General features: G+C 71.0%; 16 protein-coding genes. 6 read left to right on the forward strand and 10 right to left on the reverse strand.

Annotation, left to right across the window (positions count from 1 at the left end):
- Positions 1 to 5: 5 nt before the first annotated feature.
- Positions 6 to 479, reverse strand: a complete 474-nt coding sequence (locus AB0G10_RS12425; protein WP_360919152.1) for a hypothetical protein — start codon at positions 477 to 479, stop codon at positions 6 to 8.
- Between the two features lie 220 nt (positions 480 to 699).
- On the opposite strand from AB0G10_RS12425, the gene AB0G10_RS12430 reads away from it, so the two are divergent.
- Positions 700 to 1,122, forward strand: a complete 423-nt coding sequence (locus tag AB0G10_RS12430; RefSeq protein ID WP_360919154.1) for a Fur family transcriptional regulator — start codon at positions 700 to 702, stop codon at positions 1,120 to 1,122.
- 28 nt (positions 1,123 to 1,150) lie between these two features.
- A complete protein-coding gene (katG, locus tag AB0G10_RS12435; RefSeq protein ID WP_360919156.1) occupies positions 1,151 to 3,382 on the forward strand; it encodes a catalase/peroxidase HPI in 2,232 nt (743 codons plus the stop codon).
- A gap of 175 nt (positions 3,383 to 3,557) precedes the next feature.
- On the opposite strand, the gene AB0G10_RS12440 is transcribed toward katG, so the two are convergent.
- The 5 genes from AB0G10_RS12440 to AB0G10_RS12460 are packed head-to-tail and all read right to left on the reverse strand — an operon-like array spanning position 3,558 to position 10,634.
- A complete protein-coding gene (locus AB0G10_RS12440) occupies positions 3,558 to 4,373 on the reverse strand; it encodes a carbohydrate ABC transporter permease (RefSeq protein WP_360919158.1) in 816 nt (271 codons plus the stop codon).
- On the reverse strand, positions 4,370 to 5,236 hold the full coding sequence (locus AB0G10_RS12445) for a sugar ABC transporter permease (RefSeq protein ID WP_360919160.1): 867 nt from the start codon (positions 5,234 to 5,236) through the stop codon (positions 4,370 to 4,372). Before AB0G10_RS12445 ends, AB0G10_RS12440 begins: the two co-directional genes overlap by 4 nt.
- Positions 5,237 to 5,241: 5 nt before the next feature.
- A complete protein-coding gene (locus tag AB0G10_RS12450; RefSeq protein ID WP_360919162.1) occupies positions 5,242 to 6,540 on the reverse strand; it encodes an ABC transporter substrate-binding protein in 1,299 nt (432 codons plus the stop codon).
- Positions 6,537 to 8,471, reverse strand: coding sequence for an alpha-galactosidase (locus tag AB0G10_RS12455; RefSeq protein ID WP_360919164.1), 1,935 nt, complete (start codon positions 8,469 to 8,471; stop codon positions 6,537 to 6,539). Before AB0G10_RS12455 ends, AB0G10_RS12450 begins: the two co-directional genes overlap by 4 nt.
- 12 nt (positions 8,472 to 8,483) lie before the next feature.
- Positions 8,484 to 10,634 (reverse strand): CBM35 domain-containing protein, encoded by a 2,151-nt coding sequence (locus AB0G10_RS12460; protein ID WP_360919166.1) that lies wholly within the window; start codon positions 10,632 to 10,634, stop codon positions 8,484 to 8,486.
- A 179-nt stretch (positions 10,635 to 10,813) separates the two neighbouring features.
- Here AB0G10_RS12460 and AB0G10_RS12465 point away from each other — a divergent pair, with 179 nt between their 5' ends.
- The 4 genes from AB0G10_RS12465 to AB0G10_RS12480 all read left to right on the forward strand — a co-directional run bounded on the left by AB0G10_RS12465 (position 10,814) and on the right by AB0G10_RS12480 (position 15,211).
- Entirely contained in the window at positions 10,814 to 11,815 is a 1,002-nt protein-coding gene (locus tag AB0G10_RS12465; RefSeq protein WP_360919168.1) for a LacI family DNA-binding transcriptional regulator, read from the forward strand.
- A 17-nt stretch (positions 11,816 to 11,832) separates the two neighbouring features.
- The gene (locus AB0G10_RS12470) at positions 11,833 to 12,468 is read left to right on the forward strand and encodes a hypothetical protein (protein ID WP_360919169.1); all 636 of its coding nucleotides are present in this window, start codon (positions 11,833 to 11,835) and stop codon (positions 12,466 to 12,468) included.
- Positions 12,469 to 12,532: 64 nt separating this feature from the next.
- Positions 12,533 to 14,149, forward strand: a complete 1,617-nt coding sequence (locus AB0G10_RS12475; protein WP_360919171.1) for an ATP-binding protein — start codon at positions 12,533 to 12,535, stop codon at positions 14,147 to 14,149.
- A 141-nt stretch (positions 14,150 to 14,290) separates the two neighbouring features.
- The gene (locus AB0G10_RS12480) at positions 14,291 to 15,211 is read left to right on the forward strand and encodes a cation diffusion facilitator family transporter (protein ID WP_360919173.1); all 921 of its coding nucleotides are present in this window, start codon (positions 14,291 to 14,293) and stop codon (positions 15,209 to 15,211) included.
- Positions 15,212 to 15,254: 43 nt separating this feature from the next.
- On the opposite strand, the gene AB0G10_RS12485 is transcribed toward AB0G10_RS12480, so the two are convergent.
- The 4 genes from AB0G10_RS12485 to AB0G10_RS12500 all read right to left on the reverse strand — a co-directional run bounded on the left by AB0G10_RS12485 (position 15,255) and on the right by AB0G10_RS12500 (position 18,512).
- Complete coding sequence (locus AB0G10_RS12485; RefSeq protein ID WP_360919175.1) at positions 15,255 to 15,494, reverse strand: DUF4229 domain-containing protein; 240 nt, start codon at positions 15,492 to 15,494, stop codon at positions 15,255 to 15,257.
- A gap of 19 nt (positions 15,495 to 15,513) precedes the next feature.
- Complete coding sequence (locus AB0G10_RS12490) at positions 15,514 to 17,238, reverse strand: copper resistance protein CopC (protein ID WP_360920729.1); 1,725 nt, start codon at positions 17,236 to 17,238, stop codon at positions 15,514 to 15,516.
- Positions 17,231 to 17,716, reverse strand: coding sequence for a hypothetical protein (locus AB0G10_RS12495; protein WP_360919177.1), 486 nt, complete (start codon positions 17,714 to 17,716; stop codon positions 17,231 to 17,233). Before AB0G10_RS12495 ends, AB0G10_RS12490 begins: the two co-directional genes overlap by 8 nt.
- 163 nt (positions 17,717 to 17,879) lie before the next feature.
- Positions 17,880 to 18,512: a tetratricopeptide repeat protein gene (locus AB0G10_RS12500; protein ID WP_360919179.1), complete on the reverse strand. Its 633-nt coding sequence runs from the start codon at positions 18,510 to 18,512 to the stop codon at positions 17,880 to 17,882.
- Between the last annotated feature and the right edge of the window lie 6 nt (positions 18,513 to 18,518).

The following is an 18,518-nucleotide window of genomic DNA, read 5'->3' on the forward strand; positions in this document are numbered from 1 at the left end:
GGTGGTCAGACCCGGTCCGGGTGGCCGGACCGGGCCACCCGCCAGGCGGCCGCCGCCAGGACGATCGTGGAGACGGTCCAGAGCGGATAGGCGACCGGTCTCGTGGTGAGGAAGCCCTCGATCACCGGGTCGGGCGGGGCGGCGAGGGCGTGGTGCACGGCGGCCACCGTCTTCAGCAGGACGGCCGTGACCAGCAGCGCCCGGAGCCGGGGCAGGATCGGGCGCAGCCGATAGAGGCCGGCGAGGGCGAGCAGCAGGGTCAGCCACCACACGACCGCCAGGAGGCCGGGCAGGCCGAGCAGCTCGTCCTCGGCGAACTCGAGCAGGGCGTAGGCGAACCACGCCGGCGGCAGGTCGGGCCGGCCATGGGTGAAGATGATGATGCTGTCCTCGTAGTGCCCGATCGCGGCGAGGGTGGCCAGCACGTCGACGACGGCGAAGAGCAGCAGCGCCGCGACGGCCAGGCGGGACGGTCGCACGACGACTGTCGAATCCAACGGAACGCCCCGTTCATCTGCGGACAATCGGGCCATTATGGCGCAGCCACGCCAGCGCTCCCGGCTCGCGGCCCGCTTCAAAGGATCAAGAGCATTTCTTCTGTACGAGGGGAAGAGCGTGCCGATGAAGCACAGGTGTCCAAGCGAACACACAGCCCTGAAAACTTGATCCGTTCCAGAAAAGCTGGTTAAGTTCATCGGCATGACCGACCTCGAAGCCCAGCTTCGGGCGGTCTCGCTGCGCGTCACACGGCCCCGGCTGGCGGTGCTCGCCGCGCTGCGGGACCACCCCCACGTCGACACCGACACCGTGATCGCACTCGTCCGGGCGGATGTTCCCACCGTCTCCCACCAGGCGGTTTACGATGTGCTACGTGCGCTCACCGACTCGGGTCTGGTGCGCCGTATCCAGCCTGCCGGTGCGACGGCCCGCTACGAAACGCGGGTGGGTGACAACCACCACCACGTCGTCTGCCGCTCCTGCGGCACGATCGCCGACGTCGACTGCGCGGTCGGTCCCGCCCCCTGTCTCACCGCCTCCGATGATCACGGGTTCGTGGTCGACGAGGCGGAGGTCGTCTATTGGGGCGTCTGTCCCGACTGTCTGACCAGCACTCCCGAGTGATCCGCCGAATTCGGAAGAAGGAAACACCATGAGCGACCCCCAGGGCACCGAAGGCAAGTGCCCGGTAGCGCACGACTCCGTCACCGCGCACGGTAGCGAGAGCGAGAACCCGGCGATCGACTCGCCGACCCCGAAGACCGGCGGCCGTCCCCGTACCAACCGGGACTGGTGGCCGAACCAGCTCGATCTCTCGGTGCTGCACGCGCACTCCTCGAAGGGCAACCCGCTCGGCCCGGACTTCGAGTACGCGAAGGAGTTCGCGAAGCTCGACGTCGAGGCCCTCAAGCGTGACCTCGTCGAGCTGATGACCACCTCGCAGGACTGGTGGCCGGCCGACTTCGGCCACTACGGCGGCCTCATGATCCGCATGAGCTGGCACGCCGCGGGCACCTACCGCATCCAGGACGGCCGTGGTGGCGCCGGCGACGGCGGTCAGCGCTTCGCCCCGCTGAACAGCTGGCCGGACAACGCGAACCTGGACAAGGCCCGCCGCCTGCTCTGGCCGATCAAGGCCAAGTACGGCCAGAAGATCTCCTGGGCCGACCTGCTGGTCCTGGCCGGCAACGTCGCCATGGAGTCGATGGGCTTCGAGACCTTCGGCTTCGGTTTCGGCCGCGTCGACGTCTGGGAGCCGGAGGAGATCTTCTGGGGTCCCGAGGACACCTGGCTCGGCGACGAGCGCTACGTCTCCGAGAAGACGATGTCCGAGGGTGTCGGCGCCACCGAGATGGGCCTCATCTACGTCAACCCGGAGGGTCCGCGCGGCAACGCCGACCCGCTCGCGGCGGCGCACTTCATCCGGGAGACCTTCGCCCGGATGGCGATGAACGACGAGGAGACCGTCGCGCTGATCGCCGGTGGTCACACCTTCGGCAAGACCCACGGCGCGGCCCCGGCCGACGGCCATGTCGGCGCCGAGCCCGAGGGCGCCCCGCTGGAGGCCCAGGGCCTCGGCTGGCTGAGCACCCACGCGAGCGGCAAGGGCAAGGACACCATCACGTCCGGCCTCGAGGTCACCTGGACCGACAAGCCGACCCAGTGGAGCAACCGGTTCTTCGAGATCCTCTTCGGCTACGAGTGGGAGCTGACCACCAGCCCGGCCGGCGCGAAGCAGTGGGTCGCCAAGACCACCGACGAGATCATCCCGGACGCCTTCGACCCGTCGAAGAAGCACCGCCCGACGATGCTGACCACCGACCTGTCGCTGCGCGTCGACCCGGCCTACGAGAAGATCTCGCGCCGCTTCCTGGAGAACCCCGAGGAGTTCCGCCTCGCGTACGCCAAGGCGTGGTACAAGCTCCTGCACCGTGACATGGGCCCGGTCTCGCGCTTCCTCGGCCCGTGGGTGCCGGAGGCGCAGCTCTGGCAGGACCCGGTTCCGGCCGTCGAGGGTCCGCTGGTCGGCGACGCCGACGTCGCCGCGCTCAAGGCGAAGGTCCTCGACTCGGGCCTGAGCGTCGCGCAGCTGGTCCAGGCCGCGTGGGCCTCGGCCGCCACGTTCCGCTCCACCGACAAGCGCGGTGGCGCGAACGGCGCCCGGATCCGCCTCGAGCCGCAGCGCAGCTGGGAGGTCAACCAGCCGGCGATCGCCGTGGTCGACGCCCTCGAGAAGATCCAGCAGGAGTTCAACGCCGCCGGTGGCGCGCAGATCTCCCTGGCCGACCTGATCATCCTGGCCGGCAACGCCGCCGTGGAGAAGGCCGCGAAGGACGCCGGCGTCCCGGTGACCGTGCCGTTCCGCGCCGGCCGCACCGACGCCACCCAGGAGCAGACCGACGTCGAGTCGTTCAAGGTCCTGGAGCCGCGCGCCGACGCGTTCCGCAACTACCTGCGCCCGGGCGAGAAGACCCAGCCGGAGATCCTGCTGGTCGACCGCGCGTACATGCTGAACCTGACCGCGCCGGAGATGACCGTCCTGGTCGGCGGCCTGCGCGCGCTCGGCAACAACGTCGGTGGCAGCGCGCACGGCGTGCTCACCGACAAGCCGGGGCAGCTGACCAACGACTTCTTCGCCAACCTGCTCTCGCCGGGCACGAAGTGGAAGGCGTCGGACACCGAGCACGTGTACGAGATCGAGGACCTCGCCACCGGCGAGGTGAAGTGGACCGCCACCGCGGTCGACCTCATCTTCGGCTCGAACTCGCAGCTGCGGGCCCTCGCCGAGGTCTACGCGAGCGCCGACGCCAAGGAGAAGTTCGTCACCGACTTCGTCAAGGCGTGGACGAAGGTCACCGAGCTGGACCGCTACGACCTGGTCTGAGTTCGTACGGCAGGCCCCGGCTGATGAGTTGCGGATCAGCCGGGGCCTCGCCCTTTCCCGGGCCGGTCACGCAACCGCCGCGATCGGCCTGCTGCGCATCTCCCAGCGGTGCCCGGCGTCGGCGCCCTCCTCGAAGCGGCTCATCGACACCGCCCCGGGCCGGGCCGCCGGCAGGTCATTTGACGGCGCCTCCGGTGATGCCGGAGATGATGCGGCGCTGGGCGACCGCGAAGACGGCGACGAGGGGCAGGCTCATCAGGATGACGTAGGCGAAGATGAGGTGCCAGTTGTTGAGGTAGAGGCCGGCGCTCGCCACGCGGAACAGGTTGAGCGGCAGGGTGTCGAGGCGGCCGCCGACGACGAAGAAGGCGTAGAAGACGTCGTTCCAGACGTAGAGGCAGATCAGGATCGTGGCGGTCGCGAGGACCGGGCGCAGCAGCGGCAGCACGACGCGGAGGAAGACCGCCACCGGGCCGGCGCCGTCGATGCGGGCCGCCTCCTCCAGTGCGTCCGGGATGGTACGGACGAAGCCGGTCACGAAGAAGATCACCGTGGACAGGTAGATGCCGACGTAGACGCCGATCATGCCGACCGTGGTGCCGGCCAGGCCGAGCTGGCGCAGCAGCAGGACCACGGTGACGACAGCGGGCGGCAGGATGATCCCGCTGATGCCGAGCGCGTAGAGCAGCGCCGTGAGCCGGGAGGTACGGCGGGCCAGCACCCACGCCGCCATCGAGCCGAGGATGAGCACGGCCACCACGGTCGGCACCACGACGAGCAGGCTGCCGACCAGGGCGGCCGGGACGTCGGCCTCGGTCCACACCCGGCGGAAGTTCTCGATCAGCTGCCAGTCGGCGGGCGGGCTCAGGTCCGGATCGATCGCCTCGGCCTGGGACTTGCCGGCGGTGGCGACGACCAGCCACAGCGGAATCCCGATCACCACGGCCGCGAGCACTACCGCCGCGACGGGCTGAAATATCCGAGATTTCATGACATCATCTCCTCACGCCTGCGCAGCACTCGAATGACCGGGAACGCGAGCACCGCGACCAGCAGGAACAGCACCAGGCTCATGGTCGTGGCCTGGGCGAACAGCCCCTGCCCGAACGTCCGGTAGATGAAGATGTTGAGCAGCTCGGTGGTGCGGGCCGGGCCACCGCCCGTGGTGGCCTGCACGACGTCGAAGCCGTTCATGGAACCCAGCAGGGCGGTGGCGACGTTGAACGTGACGGCCGGCGCCAGGAGCGGCGCCCGTACCCTCCAGAAGGTCTTCCACCGGGAAGCGCCGTCGATCTTCGCGGCCTCGAGGATGTCGAGCGGGATGGTCTTGAGGCCGGCCAGGTAGATCAGCATGGCCAGGCCCATCCACTTCCACGCGTGGATCAGCGCGACCACCACGATGGTCCAGGTGGTGTCGGCCAGCACCGGCGTGCCCTTGAAGAGCGCCTGGAAGATGTAGCCGACCGCGAGGGCCGACATGAGCACCGGGACGAGGAAGAGCGTCCGGACGATCCGGTTGATCACGGTGTCGCGTTCGAGCAGCACGGCGAGACCGAAACCGAACAGGTTCTGGAAGATCGCGACCAGGACCGCGTAGACGACGGTGATGCGCAACGACCGGAACAGCGTCCCGTCCGCGGCGAGCTGACCGAAGTTGTCCAGCCCGACCGGCGCGATCGAGGCCTTGAACCCGGACCAGTCGGTGAACGCGTAGACGAATTGGTAGACGGTCGGCAGCACGAAGAAGACGAGCAGCAGACCGTACGCGGGGAAGAGGAACCACAGCGGATGCGTGCGTCGCGTGATGGCGCCCGGGCGCGCCGAGGATCGCGCCCGGGCCCCTGCGAGAACCAAGGTCGTCACTTCAGGTGACCAGCGGCCTTGGCGAGCTGCTCGAACTGCTTCTGCGTCGCCTCGGCGACCTGTGCCGGAGTCATGGTGCCGGCGATCATGTCGGCCAGGTTGAGGTAGAGGTCGGGGTTCGCGACCGCGAGGGCCTGCATCGAACCGGCCGAGGCGCCGACCGCGGCGTGGACGTCGAGCAGGGCCTGCGGCACGCCGGGCGGGTTCGCGACGGCGGTCTGCAGCGACACGGTGTTACGGTCGGTGATGAAGTCCTGGTAGCCGGGGCCCATCCAGTAGGTCAGCAGCTGCCGGGCCGCCGCCTCTCGCGTGGCGTCGCCGGTCTTGAAGGCGACCAGGGCGTTCGACTGGTCCGGGATGAACGTGCCGACATTGCCGGACGGCGCGATCGGGAAGAACCCGATCTTCTTGTCCAGGGTGGCCGTGTCCGCTTTCGCCTGGAGCTGGCCGAAGAACGAGTTGACCTGCACGGCCATGGCGGCCTTGCCGTCGAGCAGCGCGGTGCCCTGGTCCTCGAACTTCGCGGTCTTGATGTCGCTGTTGAACAGTCCCTCCTCGATCAGCGCGTCGTAGCGCTTGATCGCGTCCAGGACGGTCGCGTCGGTGAACTTCTCCTGACCGCTGTTGATCCGGTCCCAGAGGCCGGCCTTGGCGGCGTCGGCGAGCTGCACCTGCACCCACCACTGGGTGGCCCAGCGGTCGGCGCCCATCTCGTGGAACGGCGTGACGCCCTTGGCCTTCAGGCCGCGTGCCAGTTCGACGAGGTTGTCGAAATCGGTCGCCGGCTTGACGCCGTGGGCCGCGAAGACCTCCTTGTTGTAGTAGACGCCCTCGACCGCCGGGCTGGTGACCAGGGCCGCGTAGCGGGTGCCGTCCAGGATGCCTGTGATGTCCCTCAGATCGGGATTCAAAGAGCTGAGCCACGGCGCCCCCTCCAGCGGCTGCAGGTTCGTCCGCGCGTTGATCGCCGTGAGCATCGACGCGGTCGGCTGCCAGAACGCCAGATCCGGCTTGTCCCCGGTCGCGACCTTGGTCTGGATGCCCTGCTCGTAGGGGTCGGGGATGGTGACGACCTCGACGCTCGCGCCGGTCGCCGCCTGGAATCCCTCGATCACCTTCTTCGGCACGGTGTTGCTGTTCTGCGCGGCCCAGATGGTCAGCTTCACGCCGTCGAGCTTCGCCGTCGCTTCCGGCCAGGTGATCGCGGAGGGGTCGGTGGCGCTCTCCCCCGCACCGGGGTCGGAGCAGGCGGCGAGTCCGAAGATGAGCAACAAGGCGGCGAGGGTGCGTTTCATTCGCGAATTCCAATCTTGAAGATCCGCGCGGAGTGCGCGTCAGAACCCGGGGTGGTCAAGCTGAGCGAGCCGGTCGCGCGGTCCCATCGGTACGACCATCGCGGCAACCGTGTCGGATAGAGCACATCGATGTCGATCTCCCGGCCGGCGAGGTGCGGCAACGGCAGGCCGACGACGTCGTCGCCCGCGCGCCGCCAGACGCCGAGGTAGGTGGTGCCACCGGCCCGCAACCCGAGGCTGAGCCAAGGGTCGTCCCAGCGAGGCAGACCGAGAGGCCAGAAAGGAACCGAGTCCGGCAGATCCGTTCTTATCGTTTGATAAGCGGTGACGCCTTCGCCGACCAGAGCCCTCTGCGCCGGCGACATCGCGTCGAGCCGCCCCGACAGATAGAGCCTGCCCAGGAGACCGGTGCACATCGTGAACGCGATCCCCTCGTCGGTCATGTCCGGCTGCGGGTAGGCCCAGTTCGCGGCCTGCTCGGGCAGGATCGTGAACGGCGCGGCCACCGCGATCGGCGGGTAGAGCCGGAAGTCCTGCTGGTCGCTGGTGGACTGCAGGTGGGTGCGGCCGAGCGTCGCCTGGTCGGCGCGCATCGCCCCGGACGCGCAGTTCTCCAGGACGAGCCCGGGGTGCCGGTCGGTCAGCGCGGAGAGCCAGGCCAGGTGCGCCCGGTTGTGGCCGAGCAGCCCGGCGCCGGGGCTGTCACCGGCCAGGTCGGTGCCGGCGCCCGGGTCGATGTTGTAGTCGAGTTTGAAGTAGCCGACGCCGAGTTGCTCGATGAGCCGGTCGACCACCTCGTCGAGGTGCGCGACCGCGGCCGGGTGGCGCAGGTCCAGGTGGTAGCGGCCGTGCTCGACCACCCGGACGCCGCCGCGCTGCAGGAACGCGGCGTCCGGCAGCTTGCCGGCCATCGGGCTGCGGACGCCGATCACCTCGGGTTCCAGCCAGAGGCCGGGGACCATGCCGTGCCCGCGGATCCGGCCGATCACCTCCTCGATGCCGCGCGGGAAGCGGGTCTGCGAGGGCTGCCACTCGCCGACGCTGTCCCACCAGTCGGCGTCGTCGTCGTACCAGCCGGCGTCGACGCAGAAGACCTCGGCGCCGGCCGCGGCCGCCGCGTCGATCAGGGGCAGCAGCTTCGCCGTGGTGGGATCGCCCATGAGCGTGTTCATGTAGTCGTTGAAGACGACCTTGCCGTCGGACCGGGGAGCGAGTGAGCGCCGGTGCGCGGTCAGGCCCTCGAGCGACGCGGCCACCGACACCGGGACCGTCGCGAACGACTCCCCCGGCGCGAGCCACTGCCGCCACTGGTGATCGATGTCGGTCGGGCCGAGCAGCGCGACGTAGACGCCGTCGCGCCGCTCCCCCACCTCGAACCGCCACGGTCCGTTGTGCTCGATCTGCCAGTGGAGATTCCCGACGGCGCCGGCCGGCAGGTGCGTCCCGGTCGACCACGTGCCGGAGCTGATCATCGTGTGACAGCCCCGGCCGTCCTGCCCGTGCGAGCGCAGGTGCAGGTCGGGCACGACGTCCCGCAGCGGGCGCCGGGTCCACCGCCCCTCGCCGAGCCATTCGCTGTCACCGGTGAGCAGATCGAGGTCGTCCGGGGTGTCCGGCAGGCCGACGACCAGCGAGGTGACGCCGAGCAGCAGGACCGGCGCCGGTCCGTCGTTGGTGACCGTGGTGTGCGCCCGCACCCCGCCGGCGGTCCGGTGGAGATGGAGTCGCACGGTGAGCCCGGTGCGGTCGTCGCGCTGCTCGATCAGCTCCGGCGTGGCCGCCGTGACGCGCAGCCGGCGACCCACCGAGGTCTCCGAGAAGCGCCGTGACACGTGGTCACGGCCCTCCCCCGCGACCAGGACCTCGACCAGCGGCTGCCCGGAGCCCGCCACGGTGGCCGGGCCGTCCGCCGGGGTGTTGATGACCAGCACGAATGTTGCTCCTTAACCGAGGATCGCGGCGATCTGGATGCGGTCGACGTTCGGCGCGTAGCCACTGGTGCTGTTGCCGACCGTGATGGTGTTCGCCCCGGCCACGAGATCCACGTCGATCACCGCGGTCCGGTAGGTGTTCCAGGCGAGGGTGTTGCGGAAGACCGCCTTCTTCGCCGCACCGCCGTTCACGCTGATCTCCGCGTGCCTGTCGACGATGTTGTTGTTGTACTGGTGCTCGCCGACGACCTCGGCGTTCGCGTACGTCACGACCAGGCGATATCGGCCGGCCGCGGGTGCGGTCACGCCGTTGAAGCGCAGCGTGTTGCCGGCGCCCGCGCCGATCCAGCCGACATACCTGCCGCCCGAGGCGGCGGCGTCGGTCACCACGGCGCTGGTTCCGCTGAGCGTGTTGGTTGCGCTTTCGCCTTCGTACGCCGAGACGATGCCGTTGCCGGGGGTCACGTCCAGGTGGTCGAGGTTCACGGCGTCGCGGTCGTCGGCGGCGAAGGCCCGGTAGTCGAGGCGGTTGATCCCGGCCGGCAGGTAGACCTTCGTCGTGACGGTGTTCCAGGTGTTCCAGTTCGCGGTACCGGGCAGCGCCACGTCGGTGAGGTCGGTGCCGTTGACCCGCAGCCGGATGGCCCGGTTCGCGGGGGCGCCGGTGTAGGGGCCGGCCGCGTACCGCAGGGCGAGGTCGTAGTAGCCGTCGGCCGGCGCGGTCACCACGAAGGTGGTGCTCGCCGTGCTGCTCGCGCCGTACCCCTCGGTGAAGTACGTCCCGGAGTACCCGGTGTTGCTCCCGTAGGTGACCTTCGCCGAGCCGATGAGGGCGGCGTACTCCGCCTCGTAGCGGCCGGCCCGCGCGGCGGACAGGTCCCGGTCCGGCGTGACGACGACGTGGTACGCCGACGTGCCCTTGAGCCCGGTCAGCGGGATCGTCGCCTGCCCGCCGCTGACCGCGACGTCGGCCTCCTTGACGACGTACGGGCCGCTCGACGGGTTCGTGCCGGACGTGTCGACGCCCCACACGGTCGCGTGCACGGTGCTGCCGAGGTAGGACGGAACCCCGCGCAGCAGCACGTTGGTGTCGTACACAGCGGAAGCCGGATTGTTGCCGCCCAGAATGACCCTCGCCTGCTTCTTGGTTGCGTCCAGGGCCGCCAGGCCCTGCAGCGACCCGCCCGCGGACGGCGGCGTCACGGCGACCGTGTTGCCGGTCAGGACGCCGTACCACTGGTAGAGCCACCACGCGCCGGTCGCCTGGTTGTTGCGGGTGACCAGGTCGTTGAGGCCGCCCGCGGTGGTCCAGTAGGCGAGGCAGCCGTCGACCTTGCTGGCCTCGAACTTCGCGACGAACTGCACGAGGTTGCCGGGCACGCCCAGGTCGCCGGACGAGCGGCCGTACTCGTTGATGCTGATCTGGCGCGGGCTGACGCCGAGGCTCGTCTCGATGGCCCGGTAGTCGTCGAAGTGCTGCTGCCAGCTCGTGAAGAACGAGTCGCCGAGCTCGTGCCAGGTCATCACGTCCGGCAGCACGTCGTTGCTCTTCGCGAACGAGAGGAACGCCCGCAGGTCGGCGGAGCGGTAGGACGCGAAGTTCGGCCCGGCGATCCGCGCCGTCGCGTCGATCGAGCGGATCTTCCGGTAGACCGTCCTCCAGTCGTTGAGCAGCCCGGTCAGGTTCCCGGCGTACCAGATCATGTCCGGCTCGTTGAACGGCACGTAGACGTAGGAGCCGCGGTACGGGTCGGCCACGATCTTGCGGGTCATCGTGTCGACCTTGGACAGGTAGTCGGCGATGCCCAGGTTCTCGTAGGGCCACTGCTGGTAGACGTCCTGCATGTAGACCTGGATCTCGCGGCCGCCGGCGCGCTTGAACATCGGCGCGATCGTGAGGGCGTCGCCGTTCGGGTGTTGCAGGCCGTCCGGCGCCTTCTGCGCGGTGACCTGCGGCTTGAGGGCGGCGAGCATGGTCTCGGTGGGGATGCCCTCGTCGCCGAGGCCGTAGAGGAACCCGGTCGCGCCGTAGCGGAGCGGGCCGGTGCTCGCGCCGAGGTCGACGACGAGCTGGGAGGGGGCGGCGCTCGCCGGGGCGGCGGGCACGGTGGCTGCCAGGACGGTGGCGGCCAGCGCTGCGGCAGTGATGTGTCTCGATCGCACGGGGGTCTCCTCGGGGAGATGTGACCGGTCACACGAGCGGTGGATGGGGTCGAGTGTGACCGGTCACACGCGCGGGAGGGAAGGTCGCGTTACGGACTTGTTACGTGGGTCGGCGTCGCCGGGCGCCTTCCGGCGACGCATTAGGGTGGACTCGTTCTCATCGACGGGGCGGGGGCACTATGAAGCGGGCGGCGCCGCAGATCCGGGACGTGGCTGCTGCCGCCGGCGTCTCCTACCAGACCGTGTCGCGGGTGCTGAACAACTCGCCGAACGTCCGCCCCGACACCCGGCAGATCGTGCTCGACGCCATGGAGCGCCTGCAGTACCGGCCGAACCGGGCGGCGCGCGCCCTCGGCAGCGGCCGCGCCGGCGCGGTCACGGTGGTCACCGCCAACACCACCCTGTACGGCTATGCCGGCGTGCTCCAGGGCGTCGAGGAGGCCGGGCGCCTGCTGGGGCTCACGGTCGGCGTCCGGGTCGTCGAGTCCGAGGCGGACGGCGACGTGCGCAACGCCGTCGAGTACGTGACCGACCCGAGCTGCGGCAACGTCGTCGTGGTGGCGTTCGACCGGGCCGGCTCCGGAGTGCTGCGCGCCATGCCCGACGGCGTACCGACGGTGGCCGCGACCGAGGCCGGCGGCCTTCCTGGCGTCGCCCGCCCGATGATCTTCCTGGACGAGCGGGAGGCCGCCGCCGACGCGACCCGGCACCTGCTCGGCCTCGGCCACCGCACCGTCCACCACGTGGCGATCCCGTCCGAGGTGCGGGACAGCGCCCGCCAGTCGGGCTGGCGGCAGGCACTCGAGCGGGCCGGTGCCGAGGTGCCCGAGGTGGTGCCGGCCGGCTGGGATCTGGCGAGCGCCCACCGCGCCGGCCGGGCATTGGCCCGCGACCCCGCGGTGACCGCGATCCTCTGCGGCAACGACGACACGGCCCTCGCCGTCCGCCGGGCCCTGCACGAGGCCGGCCGTGACGTGCCCGGCGACGTCAGCATCGTGGGCTTCGACGACGTGCCGGGGGCGGCCTACTGGACGCCGGCCCTCACCACGGTACGGATGGACTTCGTGGCCCTGGGCCGGGCGTGCGTCACCGCCCTGGTCGACGGCGCCGCCCCGGTCCGCCTCGATCCGCCGAGCCTGGTGGTCCGCGAGTCCACGGCCCCGCCCCGGCCCTTTCCTTGATCCTTTACCGTGGGGCGATGCCCGGGATCCACACGATCGAGATATCGGCCGAGCCCGCCGTGGCCGGCGACCGCGACACCATCGGCGGATGGCCGCTGCTCGCGGCCGGCGAGCCGTGGCCGGCCTGCTTCTGCGGCAAGCCGATGGCCTTCTTCTTCCAGGTCGGCGTTCCGGCGTTCGGCGGCGACCAGCTGCTGGTGTTCCAGTGCCCGGTCCACGACGACGTGACGTTCGGCCCGCCGCAGCTGCCGGACCGCTACTGGGACGAGGTCACCGAGCCGTACGAGGGCCCGTTCTGGCGCCTCCTCTTCCGCTCCGGCGGCACCCCTTCTCCCGGCCCGGAGCCGCTGCTGGAAGCGCGCCGCCTCGTCCTGCACCCCGCCGAGGAGACGGTCGACGACACGGGCCGCGGCCTGCCCGGCTTCAAGCTGGGCGGAGTGCCGTCCTGGGCCCAGTCCCCCGAGCACTACCGCTGCGCCTGCGGCACCGACATGGTCTTCCTCTGCCAGGTCCCGGAGAACTACGGCTTCGACCTGTGGCCGATGCGCGACCGGAACGACCAGGTCCAGCTCTTCCTGGGCAACGAGCTCTACGTCATGGCCTGCCCGGCCCGCTGTCATCCGGAAGCGGCATGGCCCGCCCTCCAGAACTGACCCTCCGCGAGGAATCGCGGCGGCGCAGCGGCGACGGCGGGGGCGGACGGCTAGCCTGTCCGATATGCGGCTTGCGCGGCTTCTGGGCTGGCGCGGCCGGCGGCTGGTCGCCCTGCCGCTGGCCGTGTGGCTCGGGCTGAGCGCGGCCGCGGTGGGCGGGGTGGCCGTGCTGGAGCACGCGAACCACGAGGGGCTGGTCCAGCGGTTCGAGCGGCGGCAGGCGCTGGTCGGCGGGTTCGTGTCGGCGTACGTCGGCAATCTCGTGGAACGGCAGCGGCGGCAGGCGGACGCGCTGCTGAGCGGGGCTGACATCGACCAGGAGGACTTCGACCGGGTGGTGGCCGGGCTCGGGTTCCCGGCCGCGGCGCTGCTGGACGGCCGGGGCGACGTGATGCGCGTCTTCCCCGGCGGATCGGTGCCGGCCGGCCGGGATCTGACCGGGCGCTATCCGCACCTGGAGAGCGCGGTGCGCACCGGACGGCCGACGATCTCCACGGTGCTGCCGTCGGTGGCCGGCGGGATCTCGGTCATCAACTTCGCGGTGCCGTACACCGCGGCGACCGGGCTGCGCGTCTTCGCGGTGTCGATCGAGGTCAGCAACAGCCCGCTGTCGGCGTACCTCTCCGCCTCGGTCTCCCCCGGCGACGCCCTGCTGACCCTGTTCGACCGGGCGGGAGCGGTCGTCGCGATGAACCACCGGGGCGAGCCGGCGCGGGCCGGGGATGACGGGCCCGGCCGATTCCGGCGCGACGGCGCGTGGTGGCGGCACTCCACGACCCCGGTCTCCGGCACGCCGTGGATGCTCTCCAGCAGCATTTCCGAGCAACATCTGTACGCGCCGGTGGCCGCCACCGAGCTGGGCATCCGGCTCGCGGTCGGCGCGGCGGCGGTGATCGGCCTGCTCGTCGTCGGCGCGGTCGGCCGGGTTCGCCGGACGAGCCGTGAGCTGCAGCGCGCGAACAGCCAGATGACCGATTTCGTGGCGATGCTGGGGCACGACGTGCGCCAGCCGCTCAGCACGGTCGTGCTGCACGCCGAGTCGCTGCTCGAGGAATGGGCCGAGCTGGACGAGAACGAGAAGCAGCTGTCGGTACGAAGGATCAGCGCCGGCGGGCAGCGCGCCGACGTGCTGCTCGGCGAGGTGCTCACGCTGGCCCAGCTCGACGCCGGCGCGGTGGTGGCCCGCCCGGAGCGCGTCGACGTGGCCCGGGTCGTCCGGGAGGTGGTCGACGCGTTCGGGTTCGACACCGGATACCCGGTGACCGTCACCGCCGAGCCGGACGCGATCGCGCTGGCCGACCCGGCGTTCCTGCGGCTCATCCTCGGCAACCTGATCGGCAACGCGGTGAAGTACGGCAACCCGCCCCTGCTGATCACCGTGACCGGCAGCCCGGCCGAGGTGATCGTGCAGGTCACCGACCACGGCGAGGGGGTGCCGGCCGCGTTCGTCCCGCACCTGTTCGACAGGTTCGCCCGCGCCGACTCCGGGGTGGCGCTGACGAAGACCGGCACCGGGCTCGGCCTCTACCTGGTGCGGCAGCTGGCCGTCGCGAGCGGGCTGGCGGTCGGCTACGTGCCGCATCAGCCGCGCGGGGCCACGTTCGTGCTGACCCTGCCGTCGGTCGCCGTGCCGAAGACCCATCACCCGGCGTGGCGCCGTCCCCTGCGGTCCGGGAAATGATCGGGTAGCGATCGCGCTTCCGCCGTACCCATGCTCGTGCTCTTGATCCTGGGCTTCTCCCGCCGCCGGCGCGTTGACGGCTGCGCTATGCTCGACGCGAAGCATGCGCTGATGCGCATATGAGCATGGGAGAAACGGCGCATGGGACACGGACACGACCACGGCGGCCACGCCACCGCCACCGGCCGGCACCGCGGCGTGCTCATCGGCGCCCTCGGGATCTCCCTGGCCGTGTTCGCGATCGAGGTGGCCGGCGCCCTGATCACCGGCAGCCTCGCCCTGCTCGCCGACGCCGGCCACGTCCTCGCCGACGCCGGTGGGGTCGCCCTCGCCCTCGGCGCCACCCTGCTGGCGGCCCGCCCCGCCTCCGGCAAGCACACGTTCGGCTGGGCCCGCGCCGAGATCCTGGCCGCCGCGATCAACGGCCTGGTGCTGGCCGGGATGGGCGTCTACGTCTTCGTCGAGGGCGTCCGCCGCCTGATCGAGCCGGCCGAGGTGGCGCCCGGCGGCATGGCCCTCTTCGGTCTGATCGGCCTGCTCGGCAACCTGGCCGGGGTGGCGCTGCTCTACCGCGCCCGGAAGGCCAGCCTCAACATGCGCGGCGCGTTCCTCGAGGTCGCCACGGACACGGTCACCTCACTCGGCGTCCTCGCCGCCGCGGCGGTCATCGCGCTGACCGGGTACACCCGCGCCGACGCCGTGGTGTCCGTCCTGATCGGCCTGATCATCGCGCCGCGGGCGGTCCGGCTGCTGCGCGACGCCGCGAACATCCTGCTCGAAGCGGCCCCCCACGACGTCGACCTGGACGCCATCCGGAACCACATCACCGGACTCGACCACGTCGTGGGCGTGCACGACCTGCACGTCCTCACCGTGACGTCGGGGCTGCCGGTGCTGACCGCGCACGTGGTCGTCGACGACTCCTGCTTCCACGACGGCCACGCACCGCAGCTCCTCGACGCGATGCAGGCCTGCCTGGCCGGGCACTTCGACGTCGAGCACTCCACGTTCCAGCTGGAGCCGGTGGGTCACGCCGGCCATGAGCACCCGACGCACACCTGATCAGCCCTTCCGGGCCGCCTTCTTCGCCTGGCGCTTCGCAGCCTCAGCTTTTCCGGGCCGCCTTCTTCGCCTGGCGCTTCTCCACCGACGTCACCACCTGCTCGCCGACCTGCTCGCGCGTCCGCTTCAGCAGGAACACCGACAGGATCATGCTGACGAAGAACGCGATGACGAACCGCAGCAGCGGATCGAGGTCGAACGGCAGCAGGGTCAGGATGCCGAGGGCGGCCATGAAGATCGCCAGACGGCCGATGAGCAGCCGGAGAACGGGGTTCGCGAACACCTCGCTATGGTGCCACGCCCTATTTCACCTCCACCGTCGTGGTCACTGTCGCCTGGTCGATGTCGGAGATGCGCAGGGTCAAATTCAAATGCCAGGTGCCCGGGTACGGGAAGACGACGTTGCCGAGGCCCTGATTGCCGAGCAGGGATCCGACCTCGTTCTCGATCGGCTCGATGCCCCGTTCCGGCAGGGCCGCCGTGACCCTCCACTCGACGACGTTCAGCGGCTTGCCCTCCGGTGTGTAGGCGAACGCGTGCAGCGTGTTGTACTCGCCCACCTCGGCCGGGAAGATCTCGAACTGGACCGCGTAGATCGGGCTGTTCAGCGTCGTGACGAACCCCTTGGCCTTCGCGGCCGCCGCGGCCTCCACGTCGACGGTCCGGGCCGGGTTGGTCTGCACCAGCACGGCGCTGACGGCCAGCACCACGACGGCGATGACCACCTCGGCGACCACGGCGGTGCGCAACCTCGTCGTGGTGGCCCGCCTGACCAGCAGCCGGGACACCGCCGCGACGGCCAGCACCGCGATCACCAGACCGGTTTTGATCAGCAGCAGCCTGCCGTAGTCCGTCGTGAACAGGGCGTCGACCGTACCCGTCTGCACCACGGCCTGGAGCAGGCCCGCCGCGACCAGCCAGTAGACGCTGATCGCCGCCCACCGCGACCAGGACGGCAGGATGACGCGCAGCTCCCGGGCCTCGGCGCGGCGCAGCAGGAACACGGCGAGCACGGTGAGACCGCCCAGCCAGAACGCCATGGCGGCGATGTGCACGAGGTCGGCGGTCACCAGGATCGCGGACTGCGGTGACGCGGCCGGGTGCCCGGTCAGCGGCCAGGTCAGCATGCCGGCGAGGGCGAGCAGGCCGAGGGTCCAGGACCGCACCCGGCCGGCCCGTCTCTTCGTTGTTCGGCCGGCCCGTCGCCGCACCCCGCTCACCAGCGCCGCGAGGACCGCCACGATCGCCAGCCGGGCGATCAGCGCGAGACCGAATCCGCTGGTCAGCACGTCGGCGAGTTCACCGCCGGACACCTCGAGGACCCCGGCCCCGGACGACTGCGGCGCCTGCAGCCACAGCGCCGCCAGGGTGCTCGCGCCGATCAGCCCGAACCCGGTCCAGGCCATCGTGAGCAGCCCGCTTCGACCGAGCCGGCCCGGATACCAGAGAGCCAGCATGAGTACGGGGCCGGCGGCCAGCACGAGTCCGAGATAGCCCACGTACTTGGCGGCCGGCACCGCCGCCGTCACCACCGGGTCGACGCCGTCGTTGAGGTCGGGCGGCGGCCCGTTCGACGGCGCGCCGACACTGAACGTGTACGCCCCGGACACCGGGTGACTGTCCGCCGAGATGATCCGGTAGCTGACCAGGTAGGTGCCGAGCGGCCGGTCCGGCGTACGGATGGCGATGCTCAGCCCCCGCTCACCCTGCACCGCGTCGCCGTCGTTGATCCTCTTGCCGTCCGGCCCGAACACCTTGGTCCGGCCGGGGATCACCTGCACCCGCTCGCTGAACACCAGCGTGATCGTGGCGGGCGCCTCCCGCAGCACCGCGCCCTGCTGGGGGCTGGCCTGCGACAGCACCGCGTGCGCACTGGCCGGCGCGGCCGGCAGCAGGGTGATCAGCACGCCGGCGACGACCGCGAGCAGGAGATGGACGCCGCGACGGGCCGCAACCAGGTGTTTCACGCCCCGGGATACGGATTCGGAGCCGCGATCGTTCATCGCCGGCGGCAGGTCGTCAGTCATCACCGAGCGTCACGATCTCGTTCACGCTGCTGAACCGCCGCGACGAGGGCAGCGTCCCGGGGCAGGTGAGGTCGCCGGCGCGTGCCTCCGCCCCGGGACCGGCCGTCCCGGAGATCGTCGCGCACAGTGCCACGATGTAGTCCTTGTAGGTGCCTCCACCGCCCGCCTCCCCCCGGCCGTAGAAGACCATCCGAGCCTCCACCTGCCGGGCCGCCGTGGTGACGCCGATCAGCGCGTACCAGTCGCCGGAACCGGTCAGGGCCTCCTCGGCGGCGGCACGCAACCGCTGGTCGTCCCGCCCCTCCTGGCGCAGGACCGCGGTGAGGCTGTCCCGGTTCTCCTCCAGCACGTGCCGAGCCGCCTCGACGGCGATCTCCCGGGCCTCCTCTCCGGAGTCCTTCAGGATCCCGCACCCGGCCACCGCGATGAGGCTCCCGAGCACCACGAGAGCCGGGACGGTCCGTGCCGGCGCCGTCACGCGGGCTTCGGGTGGGTGCGGGCCGGCCGGCGCCGCGCGGGGCGGTGCCGGTCGAGGAAGGCTTCGGCAGTCAGGGACACCCGGACAGGCTAGTGGTGGTCCCCCAGCCGGTGTGATCGGCGACCCCACCGCGTCCGTGCCGCGCCGAGCGCTGACGGGCGCATCAGCCCGGCAGCGTCGGTTCGCGGTGTGGAGCCGACGGGCTGCCGCCACCCGATCCGGTGGGAGATCGTGCCTGCGCCAGCCCCCGGCCCACCAGGTCGGCGGCGGCGGGGAAGCCACCGTCCTCCGCGGCGAGATCGGCCAGATCCAGGTAGAGCGACCAGTTGGCGGGGTCGAGTCGCAACGCCCGGCGGAACGCGGCGGCGGTCTCCTGCCTGTCGCCGAGCCGGCGCCACGTCCCGGCACGGACGACCTCGGTGAGCATGACGCGCTCGATCGAATCGGCACGCTCACAGAGGGCCAGCGATTCATCCGTACGCCCGCAGAAGCGCAACAGGATCGCCATGCGCGCCATGTCGGCGGCCGCAGGCTCGCGGTCGCACACCACCGCGATGGCCCGGAACCACGGCCGCAGATGCTCCCGCACCTCGTCGCTGTCCAGGTCGGAACCGTAGTCGGTGATGTTCAGCGAGGCGTCGGCGAGCCCGGCAGCTGTCAGAGCGCCGACGAACCGCGCGTCGCTGAACCACGGCGCGGACGCCCAGGCGACGCGCGGCGAGCCCGCTCCTGCACCGGGCCCTCCGCCGGGTGACCGGCTGTCCCGTGCGCCGGCACCGGGGAGGCGCCGCCGCACACCGAC

The organism is Actinoplanes sp. NPDC023714 (assembly GCF_040639855.1).
Classification (GTDB): Bacteria; Actinomycetota; Actinomycetes; order Mycobacteriales; family Micromonosporaceae; genus Actinoplanes.

Excerpts from the sequence above, each read along its gene's own strand:
- AB0G10_RS12430 (WP_360919154.1), top strand. The coding sequence starts at position 700 with ATGACCGACCTCGAAGCCCAGCTTCGGGCGGTCTCGCTGCGCGTCACA.
- AB0G10_RS12480 (WP_360919173.1), top strand. The coding sequence starts at position 14,291 with ATGGGACACGGACACGACCACGGCGGCCACGCCACCGCCACCGGCCGG.
- AB0G10_RS12450 (WP_360919162.1), bottom strand. The coding sequence starts at position 6,540 with ATGAAACGCACCCTCGCCGCCTTGTTGCTCATCTTCGGACTCGCCGCC.
- katG (WP_360919156.1), top strand. The coding sequence starts at position 1,151 with ATGAGCGACCCCCAGGGCACCGAAGGCAAGTGCCCGGTAGCGCACGAC.
- AB0G10_RS12475 (WP_360919171.1), top strand. The coding sequence starts at position 12,533 with ATGCGGCTTGCGCGGCTTCTGGGCTGGCGCGGCCGGCGGCTGGTCGCC.
- AB0G10_RS12465 (WP_360919168.1), top strand. The coding sequence starts at position 10,814 with ATGAAGCGGGCGGCGCCGCAGATCCGGGACGTGGCTGCTGCCGCCGGC.
- AB0G10_RS12440 (WP_360919158.1), bottom strand. The coding sequence starts at position 4,373 with ATGAAATCTCGGATATTTCAGCCCGTCGCGGCGGTAGTGCTCGCGGCC.
- AB0G10_RS12490 (WP_360920729.1), bottom strand. The coding sequence starts at position 17,238 with ATGACTGACGACCTGCCGCCGGCGATGAACGATCGCGGCTCCGAATCC.
- AB0G10_RS12470 (WP_360919169.1), top strand. The coding sequence starts at position 11,833 with ATGCCCGGGATCCACACGATCGAGATATCGGCCGAGCCCGCCGTGGCC.